Annotated in this window: 19 protein-coding genes; 12 read left to right on the top strand and 7 right to left on the bottom strand. The window is 69.5% G+C overall.

All coding sequences use genetic code 11. From position 1 onward, the window contains the following. Nucleotides 1–6 precede the first annotated feature (6 nt). From J3P44_RS20370 to J3P44_RS20315, 12 genes are all read left to right on the top strand, one after another. A complete protein-coding gene (locus tag J3P44_RS20370; RefSeq protein WP_255892305.1) occupies nucleotides 7–1,452 on the top strand; it encodes a gamma-aminobutyraldehyde dehydrogenase in 1,446 nt (481 codons plus the stop codon). A gap of 48 nt (nucleotides 1,453–1,500) precedes the next feature. Continuing rightward, nucleotides 1,501–2,751 (top strand): ABC transporter substrate-binding protein, encoded by a 1,251-nt coding sequence (locus J3P44_RS20365; RefSeq protein ID WP_255892304.1) that lies wholly within the window; start codon nucleotides 1,501–1,503, stop codon nucleotides 2,749–2,751. Between the two features lies 1 nt (nucleotide 2,752). Then, nucleotides 2,753–3,844, top strand: coding sequence for an ABC transporter ATP-binding protein (locus tag J3P44_RS20360; RefSeq protein WP_255892303.1), 1,092 nt, complete (start codon nucleotides 2,753–2,755; stop codon nucleotides 3,842–3,844). A 19-nt stretch (nucleotides 3,845–3,863) separates the two neighbouring features. Beyond that, nucleotides 3,864–4,775 carry an ABC transporter permease gene (locus J3P44_RS20355; RefSeq protein WP_255892302.1) on the top strand — a complete coding sequence of 304 codons (912 nt, stop codon included), beginning with the start codon at nucleotides 3,864–3,866 and terminating at the stop codon, nucleotides 4,773–4,775. Nucleotide 4,776: 1 nt separating this feature from the next. After that, a complete protein-coding gene (locus tag J3P44_RS20350) occupies nucleotides 4,777–5,658 on the top strand; it encodes an ABC transporter permease (RefSeq protein WP_255892301.1) in 882 nt (293 codons plus the stop codon). A gap of 3 nt (nucleotides 5,659–5,661) precedes the next feature. Beyond that, nucleotides 5,662–6,969: a saccharopine dehydrogenase family protein gene (locus J3P44_RS20345; protein WP_255892300.1), complete on the top strand. Its 1,308-nt coding sequence runs from the start codon at nucleotides 5,662–5,664 to the stop codon at nucleotides 6,967–6,969. Then, nucleotides 6,966–8,315 (top strand): 4-aminobutyrate--2-oxoglutarate transaminase, encoded by a 1,350-nt coding sequence (gene gabT, locus J3P44_RS20340; RefSeq protein ID WP_255892299.1) that lies wholly within the window; start codon nucleotides 6,966–6,968, stop codon nucleotides 8,313–8,315. The genes J3P44_RS20345 and gabT overlap by 4 nt, the downstream gene beginning before the upstream one ends. Nucleotides 8,316–8,327: 12 nt before the next feature. Then, nucleotides 8,328–9,776, top strand: a complete 1,449-nt coding sequence (locus J3P44_RS20335; RefSeq protein WP_255892298.1) for an NAD-dependent succinate-semialdehyde dehydrogenase — start codon at nucleotides 8,328–8,330, stop codon at nucleotides 9,774–9,776. 17 nt (nucleotides 9,777–9,793) lie between these two features. After that, entirely contained in the window at nucleotides 9,794–11,146 is a 1,353-nt protein-coding gene (locus J3P44_RS20330) for a transaminase (protein WP_255892297.1), read from the top strand. After that, nucleotides 11,143–11,592 carry a helix-turn-helix domain-containing protein gene (locus J3P44_RS20325; protein WP_255892296.1) on the top strand — a complete coding sequence of 150 codons (450 nt, stop codon included), beginning with the start codon at nucleotides 11,143–11,145 and terminating at the stop codon, nucleotides 11,590–11,592. Before J3P44_RS20330 ends, J3P44_RS20325 begins: the two co-directional genes overlap by 4 nt. A 9-nt stretch (nucleotides 11,593–11,601) precedes the next feature. Next, complete coding sequence (locus J3P44_RS20320) at nucleotides 11,602–12,045, top strand: VOC family protein (protein WP_255892295.1); 444 nt, start codon at nucleotides 11,602–11,604, stop codon at nucleotides 12,043–12,045. A gap of 72 nt (nucleotides 12,046–12,117) precedes the next feature. Next, nucleotides 12,118–12,546: a hypothetical protein gene (locus J3P44_RS20315; RefSeq protein ID WP_255892294.1), complete on the top strand. Its 429-nt coding sequence runs from the start codon at nucleotides 12,118–12,120 to the stop codon at nucleotides 12,544–12,546. A 21-nt stretch (nucleotides 12,547–12,567) separates the two neighbouring features. Here the strand turns inward: J3P44_RS20315 and J3P44_RS20310 are convergent, their stop codons facing one another. From J3P44_RS20310 to J3P44_RS20280, 7 genes are all read right to left on the bottom strand, one after another. Continuing rightward, a complete protein-coding gene (locus J3P44_RS20310; RefSeq protein WP_255892293.1) occupies nucleotides 12,568–13,158 on the bottom strand; it encodes a mismatch-specific DNA-glycosylase in 591 nt (196 codons plus the stop codon). Nucleotides 13,159–13,186: 28 nt separating this feature from the next. Then, entirely contained in the window at nucleotides 13,187–13,561 is a 375-nt protein-coding gene (locus J3P44_RS20305) for a VOC family protein (RefSeq protein ID WP_255892292.1), read from the bottom strand. 114 nt (nucleotides 13,562–13,675) lie between these two features. Next, a complete protein-coding gene (tuf, locus tag J3P44_RS20300) occupies nucleotides 13,676–14,869 on the bottom strand; it encodes an elongation factor Tu (RefSeq protein WP_255892291.1) in 1,194 nt (397 codons plus the stop codon). A gap of 79 nt (nucleotides 14,870–14,948) precedes the next feature. Then, complete coding sequence (gene fusA, locus J3P44_RS20295; RefSeq protein ID WP_372496684.1) at nucleotides 14,949–17,009, bottom strand: elongation factor G; 2,061 nt, start codon at nucleotides 17,007–17,009, stop codon at nucleotides 14,949–14,951. Between the two features lie 137 nt (nucleotides 17,010–17,146). Then, the gene (gene rpsG, locus J3P44_RS20290) at nucleotides 17,147–17,617 is read right to left on the bottom strand and encodes a 30S ribosomal protein S7 (protein ID WP_255892289.1); all 471 of its coding nucleotides are present in this window, start codon (nucleotides 17,615–17,617) and stop codon (nucleotides 17,147–17,149) included. After that, complete coding sequence (rpsL, locus tag J3P44_RS20285) at nucleotides 17,617–17,988, bottom strand: 30S ribosomal protein S12 (protein WP_056599611.1); 372 nt, start codon at nucleotides 17,986–17,988, stop codon at nucleotides 17,617–17,619. The genes rpsG and rpsL overlap by 1 nt, the downstream gene beginning before the upstream one ends. A 192-nt stretch (nucleotides 17,989–18,180) precedes the next feature. Next, entirely contained in the window at nucleotides 18,181–19,398 is a 1,218-nt protein-coding gene (locus J3P44_RS20280; RefSeq protein ID WP_372496673.1) for an MFS transporter, read from the bottom strand. Nucleotides 19,399–19,459 lie beyond the last annotated feature (61 nt).

Here is a 19,459-nt window from a genome sequence, read left to right as displayed (position 1 = left end):
CGACACGTGACCAGCCCCCGCACGCTGCGCAACTTCATCGGCGGCGCCTATGTCGACGCCGATTCCGGCGCCACGAGTGACGTCGTCAACCCGGCGACCGGGCAGGTCGTCGCCCACGCTCCTCTGAGCGGCGCCGAGGAGGTGGACGCGGCGTACGCAGCGGCGGACACGGCCTTCGGCGAGTGGGGGCGTACGACGCCCAGCGAGCGCCAGCAGGCGCTGCTGAAGTTCGCCGACGCGATCGAGTCGCACGCCGAGGAGCTCATCGCCCTCGAGTCCGAGAACACCGGGAAGATCAAGGCGCTCACCGCGAGCGAGGAGATCCCTCCTATGGTCGACCAGCTCCGCTTCTTCGCCGGCGCGGCGCGCGTCCTGGAGGGCAAGGCGGCCGGGGAGTACCTCGCCGGCCACACCTCGTGGGTGCGGCGGGAGCCGATCGGCGTCGTCGGGCAGGTGACGCCGTGGAACTACCCGCTGCTGATGGCTGTGTGGAAGATCGGTCCGGCACTCGCGGCCGGCAACACGGTCGTCCTCAAGCCGAGCGACACCACTCCCGAGAGCACGTTGCGCCTGGCCGAGCTCGCCTCGGAGTTCCTCCCCGCCGGCACGCTCAACGTCGTCACCGGCGACCGCGAGACCGGTCGTCTCCTCGTCGAGCACCCCACCCCCAGCCTGGTCGCCATCACCGGGTCGGTGCGTGCCGGCGCCGAGGTCGCGGCCAGCGCGGCGCCGAACCTCAAGCGGGTGCACCTCGAGCTCGGCGGCAAGGCACCCGTCGTCGTCTTCGACGACGCCGACATCGAGGCGGCCGTCGAGGGCATCGGCGTGGCCGGCTACTTCAACGCCGGACAGGACTGCACCGCGGCCACCCGTGTGCTCGCGGCACCGCACATCCACGACGACTTCGTCGCGGCGCTCACCGACTACGCCCGGAGCTCGGCGTCGGTGGGGCTCCCCGACGACGAGGACGCGCTCTTCGGCCCGGTGAACAACGCCAACCAGCTGGCCCGCGTCAGCGGCTTCATCGAGAACCTCCCGTCGCACGCGACCGTGTCGGCCGGCGGCAACCGCCGCACCGACCTGGGCGACGGCTTCTACCTCGAGCCCACCGTCCTCTCGGGTCTGCGCCAGGACGACGACGCCATCCAGAACGAGATCTTCGGTCCGGTCATCACCGTGCAGCGCTTCACCGACGAGGACGAGGCGATCCGGTGGGCCAACGGCGTCGACTACGGCCTCGCGTCGTCGGTCTGGACCAAGGACTTCGGACGTGCGATGCGGATGTCCAGGGCCCTCGACTTCGGCTGCGTGTGGATCAACACGCACATCCCGCTCGTCGCCGAGATGCCGCACGGCGGCTACAAGAAGTCCGGGTACGGCAAGGACCTGTCGATGTACGGGTTCGAGGACTACACCCGGATCAAGCACGTGATGGCCAACATCGAGAGCTGACCCTGCACCACACCAGAGTGACTCAGGGCTGACCGGAGGACTGAACTGATGACACCGATCCCGCGCCGGCGACGGCAGCCGATGTCGCCGCCGGCGGCTGCTCTCGCCTCGGTTGCGACCGGCGGCCTGAGCCGTCGAGCACTCCTCGGCACCGGCCTCGCTGCCGGCACCGGCCTCGCGCTGACCGGCTGCGCCCCGCCCGCACCGCCCTCCGGAGGTCCGGCGAGCCTCAAGCTGCCGAAGGACGTCTCGGACTCCGAGAAGGTCCTCAAGTGGGCCAACTGGACGGCGTACCTCGACATGAACGGCAAGGAGACGAAGTCGCCGACCCTCGAGGCCTTCATGGAGAAGACGGGCATCGAGGTCAGCTACAGCGAGGACATCGACGACAACGACTCCTACTACGCCAAGGTCGGGCCGCAGCTACGCGCCGGCCAGACCATCGACCGCGACATCATCACCCTGACCGACTGGATGGCCGCGCGGGTCATCCGCGACCAGCTCTGCCAGCCTCTGGAGCTGATCCAGATGCCCAACGTGGTGAGCAACCTCCTGCAGCCGCTCAAGGACGTGTCCTTCGATCCGGGCCGCCAGCACTCGATCACCTGGCAGAGCGGCTTCGCCGGCATCGGCTACAACAGGGACAAGGTGGGCCGAGAGCTGAAGTCGCTCGACGACCTCTGGGCCGACGACCTCAAGGGCCGCATCGTGGTGCTCTCGGAGTTCCGTGACACCGCCGGTCTCGTCATGCAGTCGCAGGGCGTCGACATCGACAGCGACTGGGGCCGGGCGGAGTTCGAGAGCGCCCTCGACTTCATCGAGCAGAAGATCGAGGAGGGCTACATCCGCAAGGTGAAGGGCAACTCCTACATGGAGGACCTCACCAGCGGCAACGCGGTGGCCGGGATCACCTGGAGCGGCGACATCTTCGTCCTGGCCTTCGACACCGAGGACCCCAGCTGGACGTTCACCATCCCCGAGTCCGGCGGCACGCTGTGGTCGGACAACCTGATGGTGCCGATCACCTCCACGCATCGCAGCAACGCCCAGCTGCTGATGGACTACTACTACGACCCGGCCGTCGCCGCCCAGGTGGCCGCCTGGGTCAACTACGTGTGCCCGGTCGACGGCGCCCAGGCCGAGATGGAGAAGATCGACCCGGACCTGGCCGAGAGCCCCTTCATCTTCCCCACCGCCGAGTACATCGCGGACAACAACATCCAGGCCTTCCGGGTGCTCAGCCCCGACGAGGACATCGAGTACGCCGACCTGTGGTCCACGAAGGTGATGGGGAACTGACATGGCCGGATTCCGCGAGGCGAGCGGCGACCTCCAGCTCGAGAGCGTGACCAAGACCTTCGGCGACTTCACCGCGGTCGACGACATCGACCTCCACGTCCCCCGAGGCTCCTTCTTCGCCCTGCTCGGCCCGTCGGGCTGCGGCAAGACCACCACCCTGCGGATGATCGCCGGGCTCGAGCAGCCCACGGCCGGCCGGGTGCTGATCGGGGACACCGACCTCACCGGGTCGCGCCCCTACGAGCGTCCGGTCAACACCGTGTTCCAGTCCTACGCGCTCTTCCCCCACCTCAACATCCGCGACAACGTGGCCTTCGGCCCCAAGCGCCGCAAGGCTGCCGACACGGCCAAGCGGACCGACGACGCCCTCGAGCTGGTGCAGATGTCGGGCTTCGCCACGCGCAAGCCCTCCCAGCTCTCGGGCGGCCAGCAGCAGCGGGTGGCGCTGGCGCGGGCCCTGGTCAACCACCCCGAGGTGCTGCTGCTCGACGAGCCGCTCGGTGCCCTCGACCTCAAGCTGCGGCGCGAGATGCAGGTGGAGCTCAAGCGCATCCAGACAGAGGTCGGACTGACCTTCATCCACGTCACCCACGACCAGGAGGAGGCCATGACCATGGCCGACACGGTCGCGGTGATGAACAGGGGCCACATCGAGCAGCTCGGCGCACCGGCGGCGCTGTACGACCTGCCGCGCACGCGGTTCGTCGCGAACTTCCTCGGCCAGGCCAACACCGGCGTCGGCATCATCAAGGACACCGACGGCGACCACATCGTCGCCGACGTGCTCGGCACACCCGTGAAGATCCTCAAGTCCCGCTCGCAGGTTCACGACGGCGAGGTCCTGTTCGGCGTCCGACCGGAGAAGGTCACCGTGTCGCGCACCCAGCCCGAGGGAGCCGGCAACGACGTCAAGGGGGTGGTGCGCGACGTGTCCTTCCTAGGGGTCGCCACCAGCTACCTGGTCGACATGCCGAGCGGCACGACGTGGAGCTGCTACGAGCAGAACCTCGACGTCGAACCGCTCGACCTCCGACCCGGGGACGAGGTCTGGCTGACCTGGAACGCCGGGCACGCGTTCGGGGTGCCCGCATGAGCACGTCACGGGATGCAGCATGACGGCCCTCGCGCACGCGGCCGTCGACCCGGGAGCCGACCCGGCCGCGCCCGCTCCCCGGGCCACGAAGCGCAGCTGGACGGCGTACGTGCTGCTGCTCCCGGGCGCACTGTGGCTCGGCGTGTTCTTCCTCCTGCCGCTGGTCCAGCTGGCGTCGGTCAGCCTGCAGAGCCGCTATCCGGGCTTCCCCGGGTACTACTACCGCGACGTCAACCTCGACAACTACGCCAGCGCGCTCACCGACTACGCGCCGCACTTCGCGCGGTCCTTCCTCTATGCCGGCCTGGCGACGCTGCTGGCCTTCGTCGTGGCCTACCCGCTCGCCTACGCGATGGCGTTCAAGGCCGGGCGCTGGCGCAACCTCATGATGATCTGCGTCATCGCGCCCTTCTTCACCTCGTTCATCCTGCGCACGTTCGCGTGGTCGCAGATCCTGGCCGACGAGGGGTGGGTGGCCGGCACCCTCAACTTCCTGCACCTGCTGCCCGGCGGCAACATCATCAACACACCCGTCGCGGTGATCGCCGGCCTGACCTACAACTTCCTGCCCTTCATGGTGCTGCCGATCTACGCCTCGCTCGAACGCGCCGACCCGCGCGTGATCGAGGCCGGCGGCGACCTGTACGCCAACGGGTTCACGACGTTCCGCACCGTGACGCTGCCGATGTCGATGCCCGGCGTGCTGGCCGGGACGCTTCTGACCTTCATCCCCGCGGCCGGCGACTTCGTCAACATGGAGCTGCTCGGCCCGCAGCGCGGGAAGATGGTCGGCAACGTCATCAACGACCAGTTCCTGGCCATCCCGGGCGGCTACCCGGTGGCGGCCGCGCTGTCGTTCACGTTGATGGCCGCGATCCTCGTGATGGTCTTCCTCTACGTACGCCGTTTCGGCACCGAGGAGCTGGTGTGAGGTGAGCACGACGAGTCCCCCGGCCAGCGCCACGAGCGCCCGCTCGACCGCCTACCGGCCCTCGGCCGCCAAGCGCGCCCAGGTCTGGCTTGCCAACCACTTCGCGATCCTGTCCGCGATCCTGGTGCTGCTCTACCTCTTCCTGCCGGTCGCCTACACGTTTGCCTTCTCGTTCAACGACCACGGCAAGACCAACATCGTGTGGCAGGGCTTCACCTGGGAGCACTGGCAGGACCCGTGCGGGGTGCCGGGCGTCTGCGGGTCGCTGGTGACCTCGCTGCAGGTCGGGGCGATCTCCACGGTGGTGGCCACGGTCCTGGGCACGCTGATGGCACTGGCCATGGTCCGCTACCGCTTCCGGGGCAAGTCGGCCAGCAACGTGCTGATCTTCGTGCCCATGGCCACGCCCGAGATCGTGATGGGCGCGGCTCTGCTGACGATCTTCGTGCAGGGCTTCGCCAACATCGGCATCGACCTCGGCTTCACCACGATCGTCTTCTCCCACATCATGTTCTGCCTGAGCTTCGTGGTGGTCACGGTCCGGGCCCGCATCCAGTCCCTCGACCCCCGGATCGAGGAGGCTGCCCAGGACCTCTACGCCAGCCCGATGCAGACCTTCTGGAAGGTGACCTTCCCGCTGATCCTGCCCGGCATCCTGGGCGCCGCCATGCTCGCCTTCTCGCTGTCCTTCGACGACTTCATCATCACCAACTTCGTCTCCGGCAACGAGAACACGTTCCCCAAGTTCGTCTACGTCGCCTCGCGCCGCGGCATCCCCGCAGAGGCCAACGTGATCGGCTTCTCGATGTTCGTGATCGCCGTCCTGCTGGTGGTCGGTGCGCAGTTCGTGAGCTCGGTCCGGGCGTCCAAGGTCAAGGAGTGACCCATGCCTGAATCGATCCCCGAATCGGGGTCGGGTCCGATGCGCGTGCTCATGGTCGGCGCCGGTGGCGTCGGTGACGCAGCCGCCCGGATCGCCGTCGAGCGCGACTTCTTCGAGGCGTGGGTGGTGGCCGACTACGACCGCGAGCGCGCCGAGCGCACCGTCGCAGCCGCCCGAGGCCGCCGCACGGGCGAGGAGAGGTTCAGTGCGGCCCAGGTGGACGCCTCCGACCCTGGCGCGGTGGCTGCGCTCGCCCGCGACGTACGGGCCACGCACGTCTTCAACGCCGTCGACCCGCGGTTCGTCATGCCGATCTTCACCGGCGCCCTGGCTGCCGACGCCGACTACCTCGACATGGCGATGAGCCTGTCGGTGCCACACCCGGACGCCCCTCACGAGCAGGTCGGGGTCAAGCTCGGCGACGAGCAGTTCGCGCAGGCCGCCGCGTGGGAGGCCGCCGGACGCCTGGCCCTCCTCGGCATCGGCGTCGAACCCGGCCTCTCCGACGTCTTCGCCCGCTACGCCGCCGACGAGCTCTTCGACCACATCGACGAGCTCGGCACCCGTGACGGGGCCAACCTGGTGATCCGCGACGACGACGGCAACGAGGTCTTCGCGCCGGGCTTCTCCATGTGGACGATCATCGAGGAGTGCCTCAACCCGCCAGTGGTGTGGGAGCGGAAGAGGGCAGGCGGCGACCTCGAGTCGGGGTTCTTCACGTTGCCGCCCTTCTCCGAGCCGGAGGTCTTCGACTTTCCCGAGGGCATCGGACCGGTGGAGTGCGTGCACGTCGAGCACGAGGAGGTGCTCCTCATGCCGCGCTGGGTCGACGCCGACCGCGTGACCTTCAAGTACGGCCTGGGCGAGGAGATGATCGCCATCCTGCGCACGCTTCACACCCTCGGACTCGACTCGACGGAGCCGGTGTCGGTCAAGGGGGTCACGGTCTCACCGCGCGACGTCGTGGCCGCCTGCCTGCCCGATCCCGCGACCATCGGGCCGCGCATGGAGGGCAAGACCTGCGCCGGGGTGTTCGTCACCGGCACCGGCAAAGACGGCGCGCCGAGGTCGACGTACCTCTACCACGTGGTCGACAACGCCGACTCGATGCGCGACTACGGCGCCCAGTGCGTGGTGTGGCAGACCGCGATCAACCCGGTGGTCGCGCTGGAGCTGCTCGCTGACGGCACCTGGTCGGGCGCGGGTGTGCTCGGTCCCGAGGCGATGCCGCCGGGACCGTTCCTCGATCTGCTGGCGGCACCCAAGCCCAAGGGCTACGGATCCCCGTGGGGCATCGAGGAGCGGTCATGACGCTGTCCCAAGAACGGATCCTGGCCACCGAGATCCCCGGTCCGCGCTCGCAGGCGCTGCAGGCTCGCAAGCTGGCAGCCGTGTCCGCGGGCGTCGGCACGACGCTGCCGATCTACGTCGAGCAGGCAGGCGGCGGCATCCTGCGCGACGTCGACGGCAACCAGCTGATCGACTTCGGCTCGGGGATCGCCGTGACCACGGTCGGCAACGCGTCGCCGCGGGTGGTCGAAGCGGTGCAGCGGCAGGTCGCCGACTTCACGCACACCTGCTTCATGGTCACCCCCTACGAGGAGTACGTCTCGGTCTGCGAGAAGCTCACGGAGCTCACCCCGGGCAGCTACGAGAAGCGCTCGGCCCTCTTCAACTCCGGCGCCGAGGCGGTGGAGAACGCGGTGAAGGTGGCCCGGCACCACACGGGGCGCGACGCGATCGTCGTGTTCGACCACGCCTACCACGGGCGTACGAACCTGACGATGGCGCTGACGGCGAAGAACATGCCCTACAAGCACGGCTTCGGTCCCTTCGCCGGTGAGATCTACCGCTCGCCCATGGCCTACCCCTACCGCTGGCCCGGCGGCGCGGAGGCGTGCGCCGACGAGGCCTTCGACGCGTTCGTCGCGACCGTGCACGCCCAGGTCGGCGAGGACAACTGCGCCGCCGTCCTGATCGAGCCGATCCAGGGCGAGGGCGGGTTCATCGTGCCGCCCCCGGGCTGGCTGCCGCGGGTCGCGGACTGGTGCCGCGAGCACGGGATCCTCTTCATCGCCGACGAGATCCAGACGGGCTTCGCGCGCACCGGCGACTGGTTCGCGTGCGACCACGAGGGCGTCGTCCCGGACCTGGTGACGACCGCCAAGGGCATGGCGGGCGGTCTGCCGCTGGCCGCCGTGACCGGGCGCGCGGACGTGATGGACTCCGTGCACGTCGGCGGCCTGGGCGGGACCTACGGCGGCAACCCGGTGGCCTGCGCCGCCGCGCTGGCCGCGATCGAGACCATGGAGGCGGCCGATCTCCCTGCCCGGGCCAGGGAGATCGAGGCGATCTTCGTGCCGCGGCTGCGTGCCCTCGCGGAGCGGCACCCCGACCGGGTGGGCGACATCCGTGGGCGCGGCGCGATGCTGGCGATCGAGCTCGTCAGCGACGGCCCGGGGCGTACGCCGGACGCAGCGCTCGCCGCCTCCGTGCACCGGGCCTGCTCGGCCGAGGGCCTGGTGACGCTGACCTGCGGCACCCTCGGCAACGTGTTCCGCTTCCTGCCGCCGCTCGCCATCGGTGACGACCTCCTGGCGGAGGGCCTCGACATCTTCGAGGCGGCGTTCGACAAGTCAGCGGCCGGGAGCGAGTGAGAGGCTGCTGTGATGGCTGACGTGATCGAGACCGTGCCCCGCCAGCTCCTCATCGGCGGCGAGTGGGTGGACGCCACCGGGGGCGCCACCTTCGAGGTGACCAACCCCGCCGACGGCCGGGTGCTCACCCGCATCGCCGACGCGACGCCGGCCGACGGCGAGCGGGCGCTCGCGGCCGCGGCCGCTGCGCAGAAGGAGTGGGCCGCCACCGAGCCCCGCACGCGCGGTGAGGTCCTGCGCCGCGCCTTCGAGCTGCTCACCGAGCGCGCCGACGTCTTCGCGCGGCTGATGACCCTCGAGATGGGCAAGACGCTCGCCGAGGCGAAGGGGGAGGTGACCTACGGCGCCGAGTTCTTCCGGTGGTTCTCCGAGGAGGCGGTGCGCATCCACGGTCGCTACTCCCCCGCGCCGTCCGGCCCGACGCGCCTCATCACGATGAAGGGCCCGGTGGGTCCGACCCTGATGATCACGCCGTGGAACTTCCCGCTCGCGATGGGCACCCGCAAGATCGGGCCGGCCATCGCGGCCGGGTGCACGATGGTGGTCAAGCCGGCCCACGAGACCCCTCTCACGATGCTGGCGCTCGCCGCGCTGCTGGAGGAGGTCGGCGTCCCGGCCGGGGTGCTCAACGTCGTCACCACCACCGACTCAGGTGGGGTGTGCGAGCCGCTCATCCGCGACTCCCGGCTCCGCAAGCTCACCTTCACCGGCTCGACCGGCGTGGGCAAGGTCCTGGTGTCGCAGGCCGCCGACCAGCTGCTGCGGGTGTCGATGGAGCTCGGCGGCAACGCGCCCTTCCTCGTCTTCGAGGACGCCGACGTGGACGCGGCCGTCGACGGCGCGATGCTCGCCAAGATGCGCAACATCGGCGAGGCCTGCACCTCGGCCAACCGCTTCCTGGTGCACGAGTCCGTCGCCGAGGAGTTCTCGGCCCGGATGGCGGAGCGGATGGGAGCACTCAGGGTCGGGGACGGGACTGAGGAGGGAGTCGACGTGGGCCCGCTGATCACGGCCAAGGCGCGCGCCGGCGTGCACGAGCTGGTGGACGACGCCGTCTCGGGCGGCGCCCGGGCGCTCGTCGGCGGTGTGGTGCCCGAGGGGCCGGGTCACTTCTACCCGCCCACGGTGCTGGTCGACGTACCTCCGACGGCGCGCGTCTTCCGCGAGGAGATCTTCGGACCCGTCGCCCCCATCGCCACCTTCCGTGACGAGGACGAGGTGATCGAGCGTGCCAACGACACCGAGTACGGCCTGGTCGCCTACGTCTTCACCCGCGACCACGCTCGGGTGCTCCGGGTGAGCGAGGCCCTCGAGTTCGGCATGGTCGGGATCAACACCGGCATCGTCTCCAACCCCGCCGCACCCTTCGGTGGCGTGAAGCACTCGGGCTTCGGCCGCGAGGGCGGCTTCGAGGGCATCGAGGAGTACCTCGAGACCAAGTACGTCGGCAGCGCGCTGTGAGCCCGACGACGACGAGCGTGGACCGGAGGCGGCTGGCCGCGCTCCACGCCGAGGAGGAGCAGCGGTTCGTCGACCTGCACCCGGCTTCGGCCAGGCTCGCGGCCGAGGCAGGCGAGCACCTGCTGGCCGGCGTCCCGATGCCGTGGATGACCCGGTGGCCGGGCTCCTTCCCGCTGTTCGTGGACTCGGCGGCGGGCGGGCGCTTCACCGACGTCGACGGCATCGACTACGTCGACCTGTGCCTGGGTGACACCGGATCGATGACCGGCCACTGCCTGCCGGCGGTCGCCGCGGCCGTACGCGAGCGCACCGAGCGCGGCATCACCACCATGCTCCCCTCCAGCGACGCGGCGTGGGTCGCGGCGGAGCTGAGCCGCCGCTTCGGGGTCCCCCGGTGGCAGATGGCGATGACCGCGACCGACGCCAACCGCTTCGTGCTGCGCTTCGCGCGGCACCTCACCGGGCGGCCGCGCATCGCGGTCATGGACTGGTGCTACCACGGCACCGTCGACGAGACCCTGGCCGTGCTCGAGCACGGCCGGGCCGGCGACCGGGTCGTGGCCCGTCCCGGCGCGCTCGGCCCGCAGGTCGACGTCGCCACGACCACCGCGGTGGTGCCCTTCAACGACCTCGACGCGCTGGACGCCCGCCTGGCCGAAGGCGACGTCGCCTGCCTGCTGATGGAGCCCGCGCTGACCAACATCGGCATCGTCCTCCCCGACGACGGCTACCTGGCCGGCGTCCGCGAGATCACCCGGCGGCACGGGGTCCTGCTCGTCAACGACGAGACGCACACGATCTGCGCGGGGCCGGGTGGCGCGAGCGCCGCCTGGGGCCTCGAGCCCGACTTCGTCGTGATCGGCAAGCCCATCGGCGGCGGGATCCCCGTCGCGGCCTACGGGATGACCGCGGAGGTGGCCTCCCGGCTCGAGGGGCCGATGCTGGGCCATGACATCGACGTGGCCGGCGTCGGCGGAACCCTGTCCGGCTCGGCCCTGGCCATGGCGGCCGTGCGCGCGACGCTCTCGACGGCGCTGCGTCACGAGGACTTCGACGTCGCCATCCCCCTGGCCGAGCGCTTCACCGCAGGGATCCAGGACGTGATCGACGCCCACGGCCTGCCGTGGCACGTGCAGCGGCTCGGCTGCCGCGCGGAGTACTGGTTCTGCCCGCCGCCGCGTACGGGCGCCGAGGCGGCCGCGGCCGTCGACGAGGAGCTCGACGCCTTCCTGCACCTGTGGACGGTCAACCGCGGCGTGCTGCTGGCGCCGTTCCACAACATGAGCCTGTTCTCGGCGTTCCACACCACCGGCGACGTCGACCGGCACACCGAGGTGTTCGCCGGTGCGGTGGAGGCCCTGCTCGGGTGAGCGGCACGCGTCGGGTCCCGGGCGACGTGCTGGTCCACCTGCGCCGCGCACGCGACCACCTCGATCGCCACTTCGCCGAGCCGTTCGACCTCGACCACCTCGCTGCGCTGGCCGGGATGAGCCGCTTCCACTTCCTGCGCTCCTTCGCGATCACCTACCGCACCACGCCCGCCGCCTACCTCGCCCAGCGCCGCATCGAGCGCTCCCAGGACCTGTTGCGGGCGGCCAACCTGACGGTCACCGAGGTGTGCCACCTGGTCGGCTACAGCAGCCTCGGGTCCTTCAGCTCGACGTTCCGCGAGATCGTCGGCGAGAGTCCCAGCGCCTTCCAGAAGCGGTACGCCGCCGCCGGCAACCCCAGGATCCCTGGGTGCTACGTGTTCATGGCGGGGCTCGTGGAGAGGACCGCAACACAGGAGAAGCAGGACCGGGCCGGTCCTTCCTAGGCTCGTCCCATGATCACCAACATCGCCCTCCTGTCCCTGTGGGTGACGGACATCGACGAGTCCCTCGCCTTCTACACCGACGTCATGGGCTTCGAGGTCGGCGACGACCTCCGGCTCGGCCCGGACTTCCGGTGGTGCACCGTCTTCCACCCCAAGCAGCCCGAGGTCCACATCCACCTCACCACCCCGAGCGGCCCCCTCCCCGACTACCTCATCGAGGCGATGAACCGCGCGCAGGACGAGGGCGGGCTTCCCGGCATCGGGATGAACGTCGACGACTGCCGCGCCACCTACGAGGACCTCAAGGCCAAGGGCGTGGAGTTCCTGCAGGAGCCGGAGGAGCGCCCGTACGGCGTCGAGGCGCTGATGCGCGACAACTCGGGCAACTGGATGGTCCTGGTCGAGAAGCGTGACTACACCCCCGAGGACTTCGAGGGCGTCGACATGGGCTGACCCGCCCACGTGCGCCGCGACGCGTGTCGACGCGGGATGACCGCCGGAGCCGTGCGGGCGTACCGTGAGGTGGTGCGTGGTTGGTTCGAGCTGTTGGGCGTGCTGCTGGGCGTCTACCTGCTCGGATGGGTGGCGCTCGCGGCCCTTCGGGGCGAGCTCCGCGAGTGGCGGAGCTACCGCGCCGTGGCCCGCCGGCTCCGGATGATCGGCCGACGCCCCGACCCCGACGCTGAGGTGCTCCCGTTGCGTCGACCCATCGAGCAGGTCGCGGCCGACCTGCGCCGGCTCCACTCGTCCTTCCACCGCGAGGGCATGCGCTTCGCCAAGTACGAGGGGTGCCGACAGGCCTACGACCGGGTGCTTGCCGAGGCGGCCGACATGGTCGAGATGGCCCACCTGATGGAGGTGCTGCCGCCCGGCGCGGAGCGAGACGGCGAGCGCGAGCGCGTGGAGCTCCTGCTCGAGGAGGCCGGGCTGCTGCGCCGGCCGCGGGCCGCCTGATCCGGCTCGACGAGCGCTCGGTCAGGGCTGCGGGACGCCCTCGACGATCCCTGCCGCCCGCGCCGCCTCGGCGTAGGCCGTGGCCAACGTGTCGACGGTCTCGTGCGCGTTGAGGCCCGAGGGGTTGGGCACCACGAACACCCGGGAGGTCCCCCACCGGTCGGGCTGCTCGCCGGCCTTGGCCCGACGGTGGCCGAACGCCGCGCGGTAGGCCGTCACGCCGGCCACGGCCACCACCTGGGGCTGCACCTCCGACACGAGCTGCCGGAGGCGTTCGCCGCCCTGCCGCAGCTCCTCGGGCGTGAGCTCGTCGGCTCGGGCAGTCGCGCGAGCGACCACGTTGGTGATGCCGATGCCCCGACGCCGCAGCGCCTCGCGGTCCTCCTCCGACATGCCTGCGGCCTGGTCCACCGGTTCGGTCAGGATCCCGGCCCGCAGGAGCGCTGGGTAGAACCGGTTGCCCGGATGGGCAAAGTGGGTCTGCGTGGCGGCGGTCCACAGCCCGGGGTTGATGCCCACGAACAGCAGCCGGAGCGGCTGGTCGCGACCAGGCAGCAGGTCGGGCACCACGGCATCGCGGAACGACTCCAGCTCGGCGCGCGTGAACCCCATGCCGGACATCCTGCCCTGTGCCTACGACTCAGGACGGGTCGAGCCCGGAAGCCTCCGCCGCAGCGGCCACGCAGAACTGGTTGCCGTCGGGGTCGGCCAGGGTCACCCAGCGGAAGCTGTCGTCTCCCCGGCGCTCGACCAGCGTCGCGCCCGCGGCCGTCAGGCGGTCGACCTCCGCGTCGAGGTCGGGCGCGGTGAGGTCGAGGTGCAGCCGGTTCTTGCCCGGCGTGGGGTCGTCGACCTTCTGGAACGCGAGCAGGCCGGGCAGCCCGCCCCCGCTTACCATGACGTAGTGGCCGTCGTTGGTCTCCCCCACCGTGGCGCCGGTCTGCTCCGCCCACCAGTCGGCGAGCGACAGGGCGTCGGCGGTGTCCATCGTGATCATGCCCAAGGTCAGAGTCATGACGGAGACGGTAGCGACGACCACCGACAGCGAGAAGACGCACGAGGCCCCGCCTCCCTTGCGGGGGACGGGGCCTCGAATGTGGTGCGGGTGCCGGTCAGCGACCGGCGGGGATCACTTGGTGATCTTGACGACGCGGCCGGCGCCGACCGTGCGGCCACCCTCGCGGATGGCGAAGCGCAGGCCCTCGTCCATCGCGATGGGCTGGATGAGCTCCACCGACATCTCGGTGTTGTCACCCGGCATGACCATCTCGGTGCCCTCGGGCAGGGTCACAACACCGGTCACGTCAGTCGTACGGAAGTAGAACTGCGGGCGGTAGTTGTTGAAGAACGGCGTGTGACGGCCGCCCTCGTCCTTGCTGAGGATGTAGACCGAGGCGTCGAAGTTGGTGTGCGGGGTGGTCGTGCCCGGCTTGATCACGACCATGCCGCGCTCGATGTCCTCGCGCTTGGTGCCACGGAGGAGCAGACCGACGTTCTCGCCCGCCTGGCCCTCGTCGAGCAGCTTGCGGAACATCTCGACACCGGTGACGGTCGACTTCTGGGCGGTCTCGCGGATGCCGATGATCTCGACCTCCTCGTTGACCTTGACGATGCCGCGCTCGATGCGACCGGTGATGACGGTGCCACGACCGGTGATCGTGAAGACGTCCTCGACGGGCATGAGGAACGGCTTGTCGGTCTCGCGCTCGGGAGTCGGGATGGACTCGTCCACCGCGTTCATGAGCTCGACGATCGACTCGCTCCACTTCTCGTCACCCTGGAGGGCCGGGAAGGCAGCAACGCGCACCACGGGGATGTCGTCGCCCGGGAACTCGTACTCGGAGAGGAGCTCGCGCACCTCCATCTCGACGAGCTCGATGAGCTCCTCGTCGTCGACCATGTCGCACTTGTTGAGCGCCACGACCAGGGCCGGCACGCCGACCTGGCGAGCGAGCAGCACGTGCTCACGCGTCTGCGGCATCGGGCCGTCGGTGGCGGCAACCACGAGGATCGCGCCGTCCATCTGAGCGGCACCGGTGATCATGTTCTTGATGTAGTCCGCGTGACCCGGGCAGTCGACGTGCGCGTAGTGGCGCGCCTCGGTCTGGTACTCGACGTGCGCGATCGAGATCGTGATGCCGCGCTGACGCTCCTCGGGAGCCTTGTCGATCTGGTCGAAGGCCGAGGCCTCGTTCAGGTTCGGGTACTTGTCGTGCAACACCTTGGTGATCGCCGCGGTCAGCGTCGTCTTGCCGTGGTCGATGTGACCGATCGTGCCGATGTTGACGTGCGGCTTGGTCCGCTCGAACTTCGCCTTAGCCACTGGGGCTCCTCCTGGTTGGGTTTGTACTTGAACTCATGGGTGTGGGACGGGTGGTGCTGGACCGAGGGTCCGGATCGAGCTACTCGCCGCGGACCTTCTTGATGATCTCTTCGGCGATGTTCGACGGAACCTCGGCGTACGAGTCGAACTCCATCGAGTAGGACGCCTGACCGGAGGTCTTGGACCTCAGGTCGCCAACGTACCCGAACATCTCGGACAGGGGCACAAGGGCGTTCACGACCATGTCGCCGTGACGCTCCTCCTGCGCCTGGATCTGGCCACGGCGCGAGTTGATGTCGCCGATGACCGTGCCCAGGAAGCTCTCCGGGGTGGTCACCTCCACGGCGAACATCGGCTCGAGCAGCACCGGCTTGGCCTTGCGTGCGGCCTCCTTGAAGGCCTGGTTGCCGGCGATCTTGAACGCGAGCTCGGACGAGTCGACGTCGTGGTAGGCGCCGTCCTCGAGGGAGAACTTCACGTCGACCATGGGGTAGCCGGCGAGCACGCCGAACTCCATGGCCTCCTGGCCGCCCTGGTCGACCGAGGGGATGTACTCCTTCGGCACCCGGCCACCGGACACGTTGTTGACGAACTCGTAGCCCGCACCCTGACCGGTCTCGGGGTCGATGTTGGGACCGAGGTTGACGACAACCTTGGCGAACTGACCCGAACCACCGGTCTGCTTCTTGTGGGTGTAGGAGTGCTTCTCGACCGTGTTGCGGACGGTCTCGCGGTAGGCGACCTGCGGCTTGCCGACGGTCGCCTCGACGCGGAACTCGCGCTTCATCCGGTCGACGAGGATCTCCAGGTGGAGCTCGCCCATGCCGGCGATGATGGTCTGGCCGGTCTCTTCGTCGGCCTTGACCGTGAAGGTCGGGTCCTCGTCGGAGAGGCGCTGGATCGCGGTGCCGAGCTTCTCCTGGTCGCCCTTGGTCTTGGGCTCGATCGCGACCTCGATCACCGGGGCCGGGAACGTCATCGACTCGAGCACGACCTGGTTGTTGGGGTCGCAGAGCGTGTGACCGGTCTTGGTGTCCTTGAGACCCATGACCGCCACGATCTGGCCGGCGCCGACCGACGCGATCTCCTCACGCTTGTTGGCGTGCATCTGGTAGACCTTGCCGATCCGCTCCTTGCGGCCGTTGACCGAGTTGACCACGGTCGAGCCGGCCTCGAGCTTCCCGGAGTAGACGCGGACGTAGATCAGCTTGCCCAGGTGGGGGTCGGAGGCGATCTTGTAGGCGAGGCCGGAGAACGGCTCGTCGTCGGACGGCTGGCGAACGATGACCTCGTTCTCGTCCTTGACCGAGTGGCCCTGGATGCCGTCGATGTCGAGCGGCGACGGCAGGAACTTCACGACCGCGTCGAGCAGGGGCTGGACGCCCTTGTTCTTGAACGCGGTGCCGCACAGGACCGGGTTGAGCTTGTCGGCGAGCGTGGCGCGACGGATCGCGGCCTCGAGCTCCTCGACGGTGAACTCACCCTCGTCGAGGAACTTCTCCATGATCTCGTCGTCGGCCTCGGCCAGCGTCTCGAGGAGCTTCTCGCGGTACTCCGCTGCCTGCTCGGCGAGGTCGGCGGGGATCTCCTCGACCTCGTAGTCCTCACCCATCGTGGTCTCGCCACGCCAGGTCAGGGCACGCATGCCGACCAGGTCGACGACACCGAGGAAGTCGGACTCGGCGCCGATGGGCAGCTGGAGCACGAGCGGGGTGGAGTTGAGGCGGTCGACCATCATGTCGACGCAGCGGAAGAAGTCCGCGCCGGTGCGGTCGAGCTTGTTGACGAAGCACATGCGGGGGACGGAGTACTTGTTGGCCTGACGCCACACCGTCATCGTCTGCGGCTCGACGCCGGCGACGCCGTCGAACACCGCCACGGCGCCGTCGAGGACGCGCAGCGAGCGCTCGACCTCGGCGGTGAAGTCCACGTGGCCGGGCGTGTCGATGATGTTGATCTGGTGGTCCTTCCACCAGCAGGTCGTCGCGGCGGACGTGATGGTGATGCCGCGCTCCTGCTCCTGCTCCATCCAGTCCATCGTGGCGCCACCCTCGTGGACCTCACCGATCTTGTAGGTGATGCCGGTGTAGAAGAGGATGCGCTCGGTGGTGGTGGTCTTGCCGGCGTCGATGTGCGCCATGATGCCGATGTTGCGGACCTTGTTGAGGTCGGTGGTGATGTCGACAGCCACGTCTGTGTCTCAGTCCCTCGAAGTAGTGGGGTTGTGGGGGTGAGAGGCCGTACGCCGCGCAACGCGGGTCGTACGGCCTCTCGTCCTCACCAGCGGTAGTGGGCGAAGGCCTTGTTGGACTCGGCCATCTTGTGGGTGTCCTCGCGCTTCTTCACAGCGGCACCGAGGCCGTTGCTCGCGTCGAGGATCTCGTTCATGAGGCGCTCGGCCATGGTCTTCTCGCGACGGTCGGCGGCGTAGCCCACGAGCCAGCGCAGGGCCAGCGTGGTGGAGCGGTTGGCCTTGACCTCGACGGGGACCTGGTAGGTCGCACCGCCGACGCGGCGGGACTTGACCTCGATGGCCGGCTTGACGTTGTCGAGCGCGCGCTTGAGCGTGACGACCGGGTCGGTGCCGGTCTTGTCGCGGCAGCCCTCGAGGGCGGTGTAGACGATGCGCTGGGCAACGGCCTTCTTGCCGTCCTGCAGGACCTTGCTGACGAGCTGGGTGACCAGCTGCGAGCCGTAGACGGGGTCAGAGACGAGAGGGCGCTTGGGAGCGGGACCCTTGCGAGGCATTACTTCTCCTTCTTCGCGCCGTAACGGCTACGGGCCTGCTTGCGGTTCTTGACACCCTGGGTGTCGAGCGTGCCGCGGATGATCTTGTAGCGGACACCGGGAAGGTCCTTCACACGGCCGCCGCGCACAAGCACGATCGAGTGCTCCTGCAGGTTGTGACCGACACCCGGGATGTAGGCGGTGACCTCGACGCCACTGCTCAGGCGCACGCGGGCGACCTTGCGGAGGGCGGAGTTCGGCTTCTTCGGGGTGGTCGTGTAGACGCGGGTGCAGACGCCACGGCGCTGCGGGGATCCCTTCAGGGCAGGCGTCTTGGACTTCGACACCTTGTCCTGGCGGCCCTTGCGGACCAGCTGGTTGATGGTGGGCACCTGGTGGTTCCCTCTCTCTGTCTTCTCGTCTCGGACCGGCGCGGTGCCGGACTCGGGTGTGTTGCCTTCGTGCGTGTGCCTGTTCGCTGGCTGGCTGGCCGTCTCAGAGACTGAGCAACGGTGTGCGAGCATGCGCATGGGTCTGGTCGTGCCAGACACAAGGAACGAGGCTACTCGGGCGCCACGACCGGGTCAAAATGCCGCGGGAGCCGCTTCGGCGGCCCGTCCGCCGGTCGGGACGTCACGCTCAGCCCGCGCTCGCTCCAGGCGCAGGAACACCAGCGCGGAGATCGCCACGCCGGCGATGGTCAGCAGCCCTCCGCCCAGCAGCGTCCAGCGGGCGCCGTACTCGTGACCGATCCAGCCGATGATGGGCGCGCCCACCGGCGTGCCGCCCATGAAGATCATCAGGTAGAGCGCCATCACGCGGCCGCGGACCCCGGCGTCGGTGTGCAGCTGCATGTAGGTGTTGGCGCTGGTGATGAAGGTCAGCGCGGTCAGCCCGGTGATCGGGGCGAGGAGGGCGAAGGTCAGGTAGGTCGGCATCAGGCCGGCCAGCACCACGGTGGCACCGAAGAGGAGTGCGGAGCCCACGACGAGGCGGTGGCGGACGTGGGGCCGGCGCGCCGCGAGGAGGGCGCCGGTGAGCGAGCCGACTGCGAGGAACGAGCCGAGCAGGCCGAACTCCTCGGGTCCCTTGCCGAAGACCTCGGTGGCCATCAGGGCGGAGGTGATCTGGAAGTTGAGGCCGAAGGTGCCCGCGAAGAAGACCAGGCTCAGCACGAGCACCAGGTCGGGGCGGGCGCGGACGTAGGCGATGCCCTCGCGGATCGCGCCGGGGCCACGGTTGGCCGGGGCGGCGTCGATCCGGCTGACGTCGAGGTGGCGCAGCGACCAGATCGGAGCGGCGTACGAGACCGCGTTGAGGAGGATGACCCATCCGGTGCCGACCGCTCCCCCGCCCAGTGCGGCGATGAGCACGCCGGCCAGGCCGGGACCGACCAGGCGCGCGGCGTTGAAGCTGGCCGAGTTGAGGCCGACCGCGTTGGTGAGGTCGCCCGGGTCGACGATCTCTGAGACGAAGGACTGGCGCGCGGGGGCGTCGAAGGCCGACGCCGAGCCGAGCAGGAAGGCCAGGATGTAGACGTGCCAGACCTCGGCGGTGCCGGTGACCGCGAGCACACCGAGCACGGCGGCGGGCAGGGCCATGCCGAGGTTGGTCAGCTGGAGCAGGCGCTGCTTGGGCATCCGGTCGGCGACCAGGCCGGCGATCGGGGTCAGCAGGAGGAACGGGAGGAACTGCAGGCCGGTGGTGATGCCCAGCGCTGTGGCACCGGTGCCGGCGGCGAGCTCGAGGACCAGCCAGTCCTGGGCGACGCGCTGCATCCAGGTGCCCGTGTTGGACACCACGCCGCCCGCGGCGTAGCGGCGGTAGTTGGCGTTGGCGAGGGAGCGGAACGTGGGACTCGTG

The sequence above is a fragment of the Nocardioides astragali genome (assembly GCF_024436375.1).
Lineage (GTDB): Bacteria > Actinomycetota > Actinomycetes > Propionibacteriales > Nocardioidaceae > Nocardioides > Nocardioides astragali.
This window is presented reverse-complemented; position numbering and strand designations above follow the sequence as displayed.

What these genes read in the sequence shown, in the direction of transcription:
- J3P44_RS20365 (WP_255892304.1), top strand. Translation starts at nt 1,501, where the DNA reads ATGACACCGATCCCGCGCCGGCGACGGCAGCCGATGTCGCCGCCGGCG.
- J3P44_RS20360 (WP_255892303.1), top strand. Translation starts at nt 2,753, where the DNA reads ATGGCCGGATTCCGCGAGGCGAGCGGCGACCTCCAGCTCGAGAGCGTG.
- J3P44_RS20355 (WP_255892302.1), top strand. Translation starts at nt 3,864, where the DNA reads ATGACGGCCCTCGCGCACGCGGCCGTCGACCCGGGAGCCGACCCGGCC.
- J3P44_RS20345 (WP_255892300.1), top strand. Translation starts at nt 5,662, where the DNA reads ATGCCTGAATCGATCCCCGAATCGGGGTCGGGTCCGATGCGCGTGCTC.
- gabT (WP_255892299.1), top strand. Translation starts at nt 6,966, where the DNA reads ATGACGCTGTCCCAAGAACGGATCCTGGCCACCGAGATCCCCGGTCCG.
- J3P44_RS20335 (WP_255892298.1), top strand. Translation starts at nt 8,328, where the DNA reads ATGGCTGACGTGATCGAGACCGTGCCCCGCCAGCTCCTCATCGGCGGC.
- J3P44_RS20320 (WP_255892295.1), top strand. Translation starts at nt 11,602, where the DNA reads ATGATCACCAACATCGCCCTCCTGTCCCTGTGGGTGACGGACATCGAC.
- J3P44_RS20310 (WP_255892293.1), bottom strand. Translation starts at nt 13,158, where the DNA reads ATGGGGTTCACGCGCGCCGAGCTGGAGTCGTTCCGCGATGCCGTGGTG.
- J3P44_RS20305 (WP_255892292.1), bottom strand. Translation starts at nt 13,561, where the DNA reads ATGACTCTGACCTTGGGCATGATCACGATGGACACCGCCGACGCCCTG.
- fusA (WP_372496684.1), bottom strand. Translation starts at nt 17,009, where the DNA reads ATGGCGCACATCGACGCCGGCAAGACCACCACCACCGAGCGCATCCTC.
- rpsG (WP_255892289.1), bottom strand. Translation starts at nt 17,617, where the DNA reads ATGCCTCGCAAGGGTCCCGCTCCCAAGCGCCCTCTCGTCTCTGACCCC.